The sequence below is a fragment of the Comamonas thiooxydans genome, from assembly GCF_000964545.1.
In the GTDB taxonomy this organism is placed as follows: domain Bacteria; phylum Pseudomonadota; class Gammaproteobacteria; order Burkholderiales; family Burkholderiaceae_C; genus Comamonas; species Comamonas thiooxydans.
The window spans coordinates 228,385-241,125 of sequence record NZ_BBVD01000004.1 but is presented as its reverse complement, the minus strand read 5'-3'; the positions used below and the strand labels follow the sequence as shown (position 1 = coordinate 241,125).

Annotated in this window: 10 protein-coding genes; 5 read left to right on the top strand and 5 right to left on the bottom strand. The window is 62.6% G+C overall.

Translation table 11 applies throughout. The annotated features are described in order from the left end of the window. Positions 1-8: 8 nt before the first annotated feature. Together Cth01_RS06345 and Cth01_RS06340 are read right to left on the bottom strand one after the other, a co-directional pair. Entirely contained in the window at positions 9-1,460 is a 1,452-nt protein-coding gene (locus Cth01_RS06345) for an AMP nucleosidase (protein WP_034354761.1), read from the bottom strand. A 45-nt stretch (positions 1,461-1,505) separates the two neighbouring features. Continuing rightward, positions 1,506-3,584, bottom strand: coding sequence for a putative bifunctional diguanylate cyclase/phosphodiesterase (locus tag Cth01_RS06340; protein WP_034354757.1), 2,079 nt, complete (start codon positions 3,582-3,584; stop codon positions 1,506-1,508). A 160-nt stretch (positions 3,585-3,744) separates the two neighbouring features. On the opposite strand from Cth01_RS06340, the gene Cth01_RS06335 reads away from it, so the two are divergent. From Cth01_RS06335 to Cth01_RS06325, 3 genes are read left to right on the top strand one after another with little or no spacing between them, the layout of a single operon-like run. After that, complete coding sequence (locus tag Cth01_RS06335) at positions 3,745-4,719, top strand: cation diffusion facilitator family transporter (protein ID WP_045838768.1); 975 nt, start codon at positions 3,745-3,747, stop codon at positions 4,717-4,719. Next, the gene (gene dtd / locus Cth01_RS06330; protein WP_034391209.1) at positions 4,716-5,165 is read left to right on the top strand and encodes a D-aminoacyl-tRNA deacylase; all 450 of its coding nucleotides are present in this window, start codon (positions 4,716-4,718) and stop codon (positions 5,163-5,165) included. Before Cth01_RS06335 ends, dtd begins: the two co-directional genes overlap by 4 nt. A gap of 54 nt (positions 5,166-5,219) precedes the next feature. Further along, complete coding sequence (locus tag Cth01_RS06325) at positions 5,220-7,001, top strand: dipeptidase (protein WP_034391206.1); 1,782 nt, start codon at positions 5,220-5,222, stop codon at positions 6,999-7,001. A gap of 46 nt (positions 7,002-7,047) precedes the next feature. On the opposite strand, the gene Cth01_RS06320 is transcribed toward Cth01_RS06325, so the two are convergent. Next, complete coding sequence (locus Cth01_RS06320) at positions 7,048-8,373, bottom strand: amidohydrolase (protein ID WP_045838767.1); 1,326 nt, start codon at positions 8,371-8,373, stop codon at positions 7,048-7,050. Between the two features lie 162 nt (positions 8,374-8,535). Here Cth01_RS06320 and dbpA point away from each other — a divergent pair, with 162 nt between their 5' ends. Then, a complete protein-coding gene (dbpA, locus tag Cth01_RS06315; RefSeq protein ID WP_034377248.1) occupies positions 8,536-9,945 on the top strand; it encodes an ATP-dependent RNA helicase DbpA in 1,410 nt (469 codons plus the stop codon). Positions 9,946-10,045: 100 nt separating this feature from the next. On the opposite strand, the gene Cth01_RS06310 is transcribed toward dbpA, so the two are convergent. Continuing rightward, positions 10,046-10,810: a sulfite exporter TauE/SafE family protein gene (locus Cth01_RS06310; protein WP_034377246.1), complete on the bottom strand. Its 765-nt coding sequence runs from the start codon at positions 10,808-10,810 to the stop codon at positions 10,046-10,048. Positions 10,811-11,002: 192 nt separating this feature from the next. On the opposite strand from Cth01_RS06310, the gene Cth01_RS06305 reads away from it, so the two are divergent. After that, on the top strand, positions 11,003-11,986 hold the full coding sequence (locus Cth01_RS06305; RefSeq protein WP_034377245.1) for a Bug family tripartite tricarboxylate transporter substrate binding protein: 984 nt from the start codon (positions 11,003-11,005) through the stop codon (positions 11,984-11,986). Between the two features lie 65 nt (positions 11,987-12,051). Here Cth01_RS06305 and Cth01_RS06300 read toward each other — a convergent pair whose 3' ends face one another. After that, positions 12,052-12,723, bottom strand: coding sequence for an outer membrane protein (locus Cth01_RS06300; RefSeq protein ID WP_034354734.1), 672 nt, complete (start codon positions 12,721-12,723; stop codon positions 12,052-12,054). Positions 12,724-12,741: the final 18 nt, after the last annotated feature.

Genomic DNA, 12,741 nt, shown 5'->3' with positions numbered 1-12,741 from the left:
GCTGGGCTTTACTGGAAGGCCACTTCGTCAAAGCTGCGCAGCTTGCGGCTGTGCAGGCGGTCGGAGCCGCCTTCGCGCAGTATGTCGACGGCACGCATGCCGATGCGCAGGTGCTGGTCCACACGCTCTCGATAGAAATGGTTGGCCATGCCAGGCAGCTTGATCTCGCCGTGCAGCGGCTTGTCGCTCACGCACAGCAAGGTGCCATAGGGCACGCGGAAGCGGAAGCCGTTAGCGGCAATGGTGGCCGACTCCATATCCAGCGCCACGGCTCGGCTCTGACTGAAGCGGCGCTGGGGCAGGTTGTCAGGCAGCAGTTCCCAGTTGCGGTTGTCGGTGCTGGCCACGGTGCCGGTGCGCATGATGCGCTTGAGATCGGCACGCTCCATCTGCGTGACATCGGCCACGGCCTGCTGCAGCGCGACCTGGATCTCGGCCAGCGCAGGAATCGGCACCCATAGAGGAAGCTCTTCGTCCAGCACATGGTCTTCACGCACATAGGCGTGGGCCAGCACATAGTCGCCCAGCTGCTGGCTGTTGCGCAGACCCGCGCAGTGGCCCAGCATCATCCAGGCATGAGGGCGCAGTACGGCGATGTGGTCGGTGATGGTCTTGGCATTGGCCGGGCCCACTCCGATATTGACCATGGTGATGCCGCTATTGTCTGCGCGCACCAGGTGGTATCCTGGCATCTGCGGCAGGCGCGGCGGCGCCGTGCCGAGTTCGTCGACGGCTTCCGCGGGCAGGCCGGCACGGCGGGTCACCACATTGCCGGGTTCGACAAAGGCAATGTATTCGCTGTCCTCCTTGGCCATTTCGGCGTGGCCCAGGCGGATGAATTCGTCGATATAGAACTGGTAGTTGGTGAACAGCACGAAGTTCTGAAACCAGTCGGGGGCCGTGCCTGTGTAGTGGCGCAGGCGATGCAGCGAGTAATCCACGCGCGGGGCGGTGAACAGCGACAGAGGCAGGGCCTCGCCGGCCGCCGCGCGCCAGGTGCCGTTGGCGATGCCGTCGTCCATGGATTCCAGGTCGGGCAGATCGAACACATCACGCATCAGCATGCGGCGTTCTGGCGAGAGCGAACCTTCGATATGGTCGTTGTCGGCGAACGAGAAATGAATCGGGATGGGCTTGTCGCTGAGGCCTACTTCGATGGGGACCTGGTGGTGCAGGATCAGCAGGCGCAGTTGCTCGCCGAAGTAGCTGGCAAACAGGTCGGGCCGGGTCAGCGTGGCCTCGTAGGTGCCTGGGCCTTCCACAAAGCCGTAGGTCAGCTTGGTATCGGCTTGCGCCACCGTGGTGGTCTTGATGCGTACAAACGGGTAGTAGGCATGAATGGGCGCGGCCGGAGTTTCACCTGCCACGAAACGCTGCATGGCAGCTCGCAGATGGTCGATTTGCTCGCGGTACAGCTGCTGCACATGGGCCAATGCCTGAGGGGCATCCGTATGAAACATGCTGCTGCTTTTATGAGAGGGTGTCGGTGTATTCGAGGCCATGCACTATTGTCTTTGTAGCAGTTGACAGTGTTGCGACATCCATGCCGAGGCTTGCTCGGCAGATAATGGCGCTGACACGAGAAACCCTTGCATCATGGCACAGCCCATCTCTCTCAGAAGTTGCAGCTGTTCAGTGCTTTCCACACCTTCGGCCAGAATCTCCAGATGCAGGCTACGGCCCATCTGCACGATGGCATTGACAATGGCGGCCGCATCCGGGTTGTGGGGCAGATCGGTCACGAATGAGCGGTCGATCTTGAGCCGGTCTATGGGGTGCTTGCGCAGGTAGGCAAGAGACGAATAGCCGGTACCGAAATCGTCGATCGCCAGTCCCACGCCCAGTGCCTTGAGGGCATGCAGAGTCTGCTGCATCTGGTTGCCCGAGAGCATCAGCGTGGTTTCTGTGACCTCGATGTGCAGATAGCAGGCGTCCAGCCCCGTGTCGGCCAGTGCCTGCGCCACTTCCTTGACTACATCGCGCTGGCGGAATTCCTGTGCCGACAGGTTGACGGCCACGGGGATGGCGGGAAAGCCTTGTTGCTGCCAGGCACGGGCTTGACGGCAGGCCTGATAGAGCACCCAGCGGTCCACGGCTGCGATCAGCCCCCGGTTTTCGGCAAAGCCGATGAACTCGTCGGGCGAGACCAGGCCGCGGTGCGGGTGCTTCCAGCGCACCAGGGCTTCGAAGCCTGAAAGCTCGCCCGTCTGCATGAGGGTCTGCGGCTGGTAATGCAGCTCGAACTCACCGCGTTCCACGGCGTTGCGCAGCATTTGCTCCTGCATCAGCATGCGTGTGGCCCGGCTTTCGAGCGCAGGAGTGTAGAACTGGGAGAAGCTGCGGCCGCGACTCTTGGCCATCTGCATGGCGGCCTCGGCATTGCTCAGCAGGGACGCCGGACATTTCCCGTCCTTGGGATACATGGCGATGCCGACACTCACGGAAATCACCAGTTGGGTACCCTCGATCAGATAGGGCGCCTCAGCTGTGGCCCGAAGTCGCGTCAGCAGGGCCTCGGTCTCGAGCAGGCCGGGGTTGTCGGGCAGCACGACCACAAAGTCGTCGCTGCCGGTGCGGGCCACGATGTCCTGAGCACCCACAGTGCTTCGGAGCCGCTTCGCAAGCTCGCACAGCAGCAGATCCCCTGCCTGATGACTGAGCGAATCGTTCACCGCCTTGAACTGGTCCAGGTCCAGTGACAGCACCGCCAATCGTGATTGCTCGCCGGCAGCCCTGGCGATGGCATCGGCCAGCAGATGGTTGAGACGCGCTCGGTTGGGCAGATGTGTCAGCAGGTCATGCTGGGTCAGATAGTCCATGTGCTGTCGGGTCTGAAGGCTTGCGGTCAGGTCGCGCAGCAGGACGATGCGATGCCTGTCCTTTTCTCCAGGCATGGTGCAGGCCTCGATCTCTACGGGGATTAGCTGGCCGTTCTTGTGAATGATCACGGACTCGAGGCGATCCTCTCGCTCGCTGCGCATGTTCTGCAGCGCCCGCAGGCGCGCTTCAGGTGCCACGTAATCGAGAACCGGCGTGCCGCGCAGTTCGCCAAGCGAGTAGCCAACCAGCCGGGCCAGTGCGTCATTGCCGTCCGTGATGATGCCGTCACGATGCAGCACGATGGCCTCGGTGGTGATGGCAGCGAACTTGCGCATGCGCTCTTCGCTGTCGCGTATCTGCTGTGTCGCCAGATGGTGGTGGCTGACATCGGTCATCAGCGCCACAACGCCCTTGAGTACGCCTTTTTCCTCATGAGGGCGCAGCACTGCCTCGATGTGTTGCAGCCGACCAGTCTCGTTTTCGACCTGGCGGGTGTAGCGCAGCGTCTGAGTGTTGTCGACGGCCACGGAGTCCAGATAAGGTTCGATCTGTGTCCAGACCAGCTCGCCCACAATGTCACGCACATCCATGCCCACTATGGTTTGCATGGTGTGGCCAAAGTGCTCTGCATAGCGCGCGTTGGCAAAGCGACAGGCGCGTGTGTCGGCATCAAAATAGGCCAGCATAGCGGGCGCTGTATCGGCCACCAGTCGAAGAATGGCGTCCTCATCCCTCGGTTGCTGTGCTATCAACGTATCAGGCATGCGCCTCCCTTTTTTCTGGGAGTATTTATATAGGAATCAGGTCAGCCTCGACCATGACATGTCCATCACGATAAGGGATTCTGGGTTGCTTTATAGACAACTTGCAAAGACTATTGAAGCATCAAAGCACTTGGTGATATAGAGGCTGTAGAACCTGAACATGTCCAAATCTGACGTCTCAACATATTCACAATGGCTGCAGCCGCATAATTTGCTGCGCCTGTCCGTGGTGGTGGCGCTGCTCACCATTGTGCTCAAGACCCTGGCCTGGTGGCTGACCGGTTCGGTAGGCCTGCTGTCCGATGCGCTGGAGTCCTTTGTGAATCTGGCCGGAGCCATGTTTGCACTGACCATGGTGACCGTGGCCAAGCGACCGGCGGATACCGAGCACCCCTATGGACATTACAAGGCGGAGTACTTCTCGGCCGGTTTCGAAGGCGTGCTGGTCATAGGCGCGAGCCTGGCGATTGCCTGGGCGGCGCTGTCGCGGCTGTGGAACCCGCATCCACTGGAGCAATTGAGCTGGGGCCTGATGCTGTCGCTGCTCAGCACCGTCTTCAACGGGCTTCTGGCCTGGGTCATGCTGCGCTCTTCACGCAAATACCGCTCCATGGCGCTGGAGGGCGATGCGCGGCATCTGCTGACCGATGTCTGGACTTCGGTGGGCGTGGTGGTGGGTCTGCTGGCCGCCGCCTTGACAGGCTGGCTGTGGATGGATGCACTGGTGGCTCTGGCAGTGGCTGTGCATATCTGCGTGCAGGGGGTGCAACTGGTCTGGCAGTCCTCGCAAGGACTGATGGATCAGGCGCTGGACGCGCCGCAGCGTCTCAAGATTGACACTTTGCTGGACGGCTATGCCAAGCGCAACGAGGGGGTGAGCTTTGACAATATCTCCAGCCGTCAGGCGGGGGAGCGCAGCTTTGTGGACTTCCACATGCATGTTCCCGGCCAGTGGAGCGTGCAGCGAGCGGCACAATTGCGCTCGGAGATTGAAGCCGCGCTGCTGCAGGCCATTCCAGGCCTGTATGCCCGCATCGAGCTGCTGCCCATGGGCATGAACACGGTCAGTGAAGTGGCCGATGGAGAGCAGGGCGGCGAAGCACAGGGCGCGGCCAAGGAAGGTTTGAGTACATGATGAGTGTGATTCAGCGCGTCAAGCAGGCGCGCGTGGAGGTCGACGGCCGTATTACGGGCCAGATCGACCAGGGCTTGCTGGCGCTGGTCTGTGCCGAGCGCGGCGATACCGAGGCCGAGGCCGACAAGCTGCTGGCCAAGATGCTCAAGCTGCGCATCTTCAGCGATGAGGCCGGCAAGATGAACAAAAGCCTGCAGGACGTTGGCGGGGGGCTGCTGGTGGTCAGCCAGTTCACACTGGCGGCCGATACCAGGGGCGGCAATCGCCCCAGCTTTACCGCCGCCGCCGCGCCCGACGAAGGCCGACGCCTCTACGAATACTTTGTGGACCAGGCCAGGCTTTCCCACGCTCAGGTGCAGACCGGCGAGTTCGCCGCCGACATGCAGGTGCACCTGGTCAATGACGGGCCCGTCACCATTCCCATGCGCATGGAGCCGCAGGCCTAGGCAGAGCCGGGCCTGCGACCCCATTCGTCACCACGATTCCTACAAGAGCTGTCCATGAAGCAATCCTGCAATTCCTCCTTGTCCCTCATAGCCGCCGGCCTGATTCTGGGTCTGGCAGGCGCCAGTCTGCCCATCCAGGCGCAGACCTTGAAGAAACCCGCGCTGGACGCACTGATCGCATCGTCCGCCCCGACCCCGCCCGAATCCTTCAAGACCTTTGCGCAGCAGGCTGCCAGGGCCGAGCCGGGCCTGGCGTCAGCCGTGCAGCGATACATGCGCGGCCAGACGCTGTCGGATGGCGAGCTCGCGGATATCGCGCGATTGCTGGGTGTGTACAACCGCCTGACGCAGGAGACAGCGGTGCTGGAGAGCCTGCAGCGCATGGTGGCGCTGCCCACGGTGCGTGATCCCAAGGTGCCTCCGCATGAAAGTCCGGCCATCCTGGACTTCGGCAAGCTCGTTGCATCCATGGCCGCCGAATTCGGGCTGCGCTTTCGCAATGTGGACAATCGCATCTTTGAGGTGACACTGCCTGCCAATGCGGCGAGCCGCGCCAGCGAGGCGACCGAGTTCGGCATCCTGACCCATGCCGATGTGGTGCCGGTGGTGGCTGCAGAGTGGGTGCTGGACGGCAGGCAGATCAATCCTTTCCAGGTCACCCGCGTGGGCGATCGGCTTTATGGGCGCGGCACGATTGACGACAAGGGCTCCATCGCCACCGTGCTGTATGCGATGAAGGCGGTCAAGGACAGCGGTCTGCCGCTGTCGCGCAGCATTCGCCTGATGATAGAGACCACCGAGGAAACCGGCGGCGATGCCATGAAGTACTACCAGAGCAAGACCGCGCTGCCGCAGTACAACATCGTGCTGGACAGCAAGTACCCGGCCGTGGTCGCTGAAAAGGGCACGGGCGCGCTCAAGGCCTTGTTTGCGGATGTCACCGTGGATGCAGCCAAGCCTGCCATCACCGCCATGAGCGGCGCTGCCTCGGCCAACTCCATTGCGCAGACGGCTTCCGCTACCGTCTCCGCCATCGATGCAGCTGCGCTGGATCAGATTGTGCAGCGGCTGTCCAAGGAAAAGGACGGGTTTGTGCGCAGGCACGAGGCCCAGGGCAAGTTCGCCATCGATGTGCAGCGCGCCGAGGGCCAGGTCACGGTCAAGGTCAGCGGTGCATCCGCTCACGGCTCGCGCCCTGAGGAAGGGGTCAATCCCGTGCCGCGCCTGGCGCTGTTCCTGCAGCAGAGCCTGATGCCGGAGCAGGGCGCTGCGCTGCTGCAGCCCAATCAGTACAGCCAGGCCGTGCGCTATATCAACGGCGTGTTTGGCCTGGACTATCTGGGCCGGCAGCTGGGTATCGCCTATGCCGATGATTTCATGGGGCCGCTCACGCTGTCGCCCAATCTCATCAAATCCGCGGACGGCAAGCTGGAGGTGACGGCCAATGCGCGCATGCCGCGGGGCAAGACGCCGGAGCAGTTGCGCGCCGAGGTGGAGCAGGGCATTGCCCGCTGGAGCGATGCGGCCAAGGTTGCGGTGACCGTGCAGTACACACAGGGCAACTGGATGGCCCGCGACCCCAAGGGTGCGTGGCTGAGCACCTTGCTCAATATCTTTGGCGACACCACGGGTCTGGATGCCAGGCCCGTGCCTACCGCAGGCAGCACCACGGCCAAGCTCATGCCCAATGCCATCAACTTCGGCCCGGCGATGCCTGGCAAGAAATACACGGCCCACAATGCGCTGGAGTACCAGGAGCTGCCGGATCTGCGCACGGACATGCAGATGTTCACCGAGATGCTGGTGCGCATCGGCAATCTGCAGCAAATGCAGTGATGAACGGCAGACAAGCCGCAGCCCCGATGGCGGGGCAGGCTTGCGGTTACTGCATCACGTTCATGACGGCCAGCGTCATGGTTTCCACACCGGTCTTGAGCGTGGGTTCTGGCTCGGGAGCGAAGAAGGGCGAGTGGTTGAAGGGCAGCGGCTTGCCGCCGGGCTGGCTGGCCTGGGCCACCTTCTGGGGATCGAACACGCCCAGGGTGTAGAACATGGATGGAACGCCCTGGTTGATGAAGTCGGAGAAATCTTCGCTGGCCGTGATGGGCGGGATGGGGATCACGTTCCGGTCGCCGAGCGCGGCCTTGAACAGCCTGACCGTGCGGCTTACCAGCGCCGCGTCGTTGACCACGGCGTCCGAGCCCTTGACCAGCTTTACCTCGGGGGCAGGAGCGCCCGACATGGCGGCTTCGGCCTTGGCTGTGCGCTCTATGCCTTCGTGCATTTTTGTGCGCACCTCGCTTTTGTAGCTGCGGATGGTGCCCAGCAGCCGCGCCTGGTCGGGAATGATATTGCCCGCGCTGCCCGAATTGAAGGCGCCCACGGTGACCACGCCGAACTCCATGGGGTCTTTTTCGCGGCTGATCACGCCCTGCACGTCGACCACAAAGCGCGAGGCCATGAGCACCGGGTCAATGCCTTTGTCCGGCATGGAGCCGTGGCTGCCACGGCCATGGAAAGTGATGTCCAGAGAGTCCGAATTGGAGGTCGCCGGCCCGGCCACATAGCCCACCATGCCATAAGGCATGGAGCCGGTATGCAGCGCAAAGGCGTAGTCGGGCTTGCCGAACTTCTTGAACAGGCCGTCGGCCAGCATGGCCTTGGCGCCGGTCACGGTTTCCTCGGAAGGCTGGGCGACGAACATCAGCGTACCCTTCCATTGATTCTTCAGGCCCAGCAGTGCCTGGGCCGTTCCCAGCCAGCTGGCCATATGCATGTCGTGGCCGCAGCTATGGGCGACAAAGCTCTCCTTGCCGTTGTACTGGGCCTTGGCCTTGCTCGCATAGGGCAGGCCGGTTTTTTCCTCCATGGGCAGGGCGTCCAGCTCGGTGCGCACCATGACGGTGGGACCCGCGCCATTGCGATAGATGGCAACCAGGCCGGTCTTGCCAATGCCCTCGGTGACCTCGAAGCCCAGCTTGCGCATTTCGGCAGCCAGCTTGGCGGCGGTACGCGTTTCCTGAAAACCCAGCTCGGGGTTGGCATGCAGGTCTTCGTAGACGCCGCGCAGCTGCGGATACATCTTGGCGATCAGCTGCTGCAGCTGGGGCTTGAGCGGCTGGGGATCCAGCTCTGCGGCCTGGGTCGAGGTCAGACTGGCGGCCAGCGCGGCGGCGATGCAGAACTTGCGAGTGAGGCTTGGGTGCATATTGGGTCTGTGGTTGGCGTCAAACAGAAGCGGCTCATGGAGAGCGCGCTTTCAGACTAGGAGCATGGCCGGACCGGATTGAAGAGGGGCAACCCGCAAATGGCACCGTGAATAGCGATGGCTCAAGGCTTTTGCGGCGCAGGCCCGGGATAATCCGCTCCCATGAACACCTCCACCAGCGCCGCCCAGGCCTCTGATTCCACCGCTTTCTCGGCGCTGCCCCTGTCCCCCGAAATGCTGGCCAACCTCCAGCAACTCGGCTATACGCAGATGACGCCCATCCAGGCCGCCAGTCTGCCGCTGACCCTGCAGGGCAAGGACCTGATCGCCCAGGCCAGCACCGGCAGCGGCAAGACGGCTGCCTTCGGCCTGCCCATGGTCGACCGCCTGAACCCGCGCTGGTTTGCCGTCCAGGCCCTGGTGCTGTGCCCCACACGCGAGCTGGCCGACCAGGTCGCCACCGAAATCCGCCGCCTGGCGCGCGCGCAGGACAATATCAAGGTCGTCACAGTCTATGGCGGCGTGCCCTCGCGCAACCAGATCGCCTCGCTGGAAAACGGCGCGCACATCGTCGTCGGCACGCCCGGACGCGTGATGGATCTGATGGAGCGCGGCAAGCTCGACATCGGCAACCTCAAGACCCTGGTGCTGGACGAGGCCGATCGCATGCTGGACATGGGCTTTCTCGGCGACATCGAAACCGTGGTGCGCCAATGCCCGGCGGACCGTCAGACCTTGCTGTTCTCGGCCACCTACCCCGATGGCATTGCCTCGCTGGCCAGCCGCTTCATGCGCGATCCGCAGACCGTCAAGGTCGCGACCCAGCACAGCGCGGGCAAGATCGCGCAGCGCTGGTACGAAGTCGGTGCTAGAGAAAAAGTGAGCGCGGTGGCCAAGCTGCTGGCACACTTCCGTCCTGAATCAAGCATTGCCTTTTGCAATACCAAGCAGCAATGCCGCGACGTGGTGAGCGAGCTGCAGGCCCAGGGCTTCAGCGCTCTGGCCCTGTTCGGCGAGCTGGAGCAGCGCGAGCGCGACGAGGTGCTGGTGCAGTTTGCCAACAAGAGCTGCAGCGTGCTGGTCGCCACCGATGTGGCGGCGCGCGGTCTGGACATCGCCGACCTGTCTGCAGTCATCAATGTGGATGTCACCCCCGACCCCGAGGTGCATATCCACCGTATCGGCCGCACGGGCCGTGGCGATGCCGAAGGCCTGGCGCTGAATCTGGTAAGCATGGACGAGATGGGCAGCGTGGGCAAGATCGAGCAGCTGCAAGGCCGTGCTTCACAATTCTTCCCCGTTGACGAACTCACGCCTGCCGCCGGTGGCGAGCTGCTGCCACCCATGATGACCATCCAGATCATTGGCGGGCGCAAGGAAAAGATCCGCGCCGGCGATGTGATGGGCGCCATGTGCGCCGACTTCGGCTATAGCCGCGAGCAGATCGGCAAGATCAGCGTCAACGACTTTTCCACCTATGTGGCCGTGGATCGCAAGATTGCCTCGGCGGCCTGCGCCAAGCTCAATGCAGGCAAGGTCAAGGGCAAGACGGTCAAGGCTCGTCTGCTCTGAAAATATCGTCAAATTGGCCTCTGACGCTTATCTATCAAGCGCTGCGTGCTCACAAAAAAGCCTTCTCGGACCGAGAAGGCTTTTTGCTTTGGGCAGCGCTTCAGCCTTTGGCGAAGAACAGCCCTGCCATCACGAGCCCCGTGGCCACAATGCCCCAGCGCAGGACATGGGGTGCAATCTTGCGCGCCACGCGGGCTCCCAGATAGCCGCCCAGGGTGGCGGCCACCATCATGACGATGGCCTGCTTCCATTCCACAATGCCGCCCACGGCATAGATCACCACGGCAATGGCCGTCAGCAGGGCAGAGACCAGGTTCTTCATGCCGTTCATGGCGTTGAGCGAGGTCTGGCCCAGTAGGCCGAACAAGGCCAGCAGCAAAATTCCCAGGCCGCCGTTGAAGTAGCCGCCATAGATGGCCACGATCAGCATGCCTGCAGCGGCCTTGGCCGCCGATGGGGTGGCATGGGCGGCATTCTTGCCCGAGGCCCAGGCGCGCAGCTGCGGCCCGAAGGCGAACATGGCGGTGGCGGCCAGCAGCAGCCAGGGAACGACCTTGCGGAAGGTGGCGTCGGGCGTGAACAGCAGCAGCGCCGCACCGGCGGAGCCGCCGATCAGGGACAGCGCCACCACCTGTTTCATGGACAGGCCAGGCGGGGACTGCATATCGTCTTTGAAGCCCCAGGCGCCCGCCATATAGCCTGGCAGCAGGGCCACGGTGCCCGTGGCATTGGCAATCACGGGTGGCACGCCGGTGAAGACCAGCGCGGGAAGGGTCAGAAAGCTGCCGCCACCGGCGACGGCGTTGAGCGCGCCGGCCGTGAAAGCTGCGGCCAGCAAAAGGGCGAGGTGGCCCAGGTTCTCCATGTTCTTGTCTCCTGATTTTCTCTATCGGCTTTGCGCCTTGTGGTTGGGGTCGATCTTAGGCGCTGGCCCGCGTCGCCTCTTTTCTTTTTCTTGTGTGGTTAATTATTTTTGGAAATAAAAGAATATGAAAACAGTATTTTGAGGAATAAGTGATTGTTTTGACAATCAACTCCTTAGTTAAGGAGTTTTGCCGTGAATCTGCCCCGTTTACTTTCCCGCACCGCCTGGGCCATGCTGGCTGCAAGCTGTGTATCGGGCGCAGCCATGGCTCAGCAGCCGGAGTTTCCTGCGCGCTCCGTCAGGCTGGTGGTGGCCAACGGCCCCGGCAGCGTCCCGGATCTGCTGGCCCGTCAGGTGGGCAATCTGGTGGGCAGGGACTGGAAGCAGGCCATCGTGGTGGAAAACAAGGGCGCGGCTGGCGGTGTCTCGGCCGTGGATGCCGTGGTCAAGGCTCAGCCCGATGGCTACACCCTTCTGGTGGGCGGCGACAGCGCCATCACCATCATGCCCAATGTGCAGCGCAACCTTCCCTATGACGTCAAGAACGACCTGGTGCCGGTGACCAAGCTGGGCCAGTCCGACTTCGTGCTGGTGGCCAATCCCCGCAAGGGCTTCAAGACCTTGCAGGACTTTGTTGCTTATGCCAAGACCCACCCGGGCAAGATCAACTATGCCTCCTCGGGCACGGGCGGCGCCCAGCATCTGGCCATGGAGCAGTTCAAGCAGCGCGCAGGCTTTTTCGCCACGCATATTCCCTATCGTGGCGGCCCTCAGGGCCTGCAGGATGTGCTGGCCGGCCAGGTCGATGTGATGCTGATTGCGATTGCTCCGGCGCTTACCCAGATCCAGAGCGGCAAGCTCACGGCGCTGGCCGTGTCCGGCATGCAGCGCCATGCACTGCTGCCCCAGGTGCAGACCCTGGCCGAGAGTTACAAGGGCTTTGAGGCTGGTGCCTGGTTCGGTTTGTTCGCACCCAAGGGCACGCCCGCTGCCGTGGTCCAGGCCATCGCCCAGGACACGGACAAGGCGCTCAAGGACCCCGAGCTGCGCAAGAGTCTGCTGCAGCAGGGCATCACCCCCGTGGGGGAGGGCCAACAAGTGTTTGCCAAGCAGATCAAGACCGAAGATGTGCGCGTTGCCCAACTGGTGCGCAGCATTGGCCTGAGCGTCGAGTAAACGGCTTTACGCACCAGCAGAAAAAGCGGCCGAGGGCCGCTTTTCCTTTGCTCTAGAGGACTGGGTCAGAAGCTGTAGCGCAGGCCGATCGAGATTTCGCTGGCCGTCAGCTTGGCACGCATCTGCTCGTCCTGCAGGCCGCGGACGTTGGCGAAGTTGTTGGCACCGCTCTTGGCCTTGCCCATGTCGACATAGCGCCAGCCCAGGTCGATGCTGAGCTTCTGGATAGGCGAATAGCTGACGCCAAAACCCACGGAATACGCCAGATTGTTCTGGGTGTCGCTGATGTACTGACGGCCCGGATTGCCCTGCCAGCCGCTGGACTCCAGACGTGCCAGGCCCAGGCCGGCCATTCCGTACAGCGAGAACCGGGCGTTCAGGGGGAAATCCTTGTATGCATTGACCATCAGGCGCTGCGAGCGGATCTGGTGGTGGTTGAAGCTGGTTGGGAAGCGGGTGGAGCCGCTGGTGAACTCGTTGTTCTTGGGCAGGGTGTACTCGGCTTCCACGCGCCAGTTCGACGGGAGTTGATAACCAAGGGCCAGGGAGCCCCCTGTGGCGGTATTCGACTCGTCGCCAGGCACGAACTGGCCCAGTCCGGGGCGGGCGCTGGAGTCCATGTCGTGGGCTTGGTAGCGTGCGGAATTGATCCGCAGGGCGCCGTAGTAGCTATCGTCGGCAAAAGCGCTGCCTGCGGCAGCCAGGATCAGCAGGGGGGCAAGGCGTTGAAATTTCACGAAAAATCCTAGATCCGA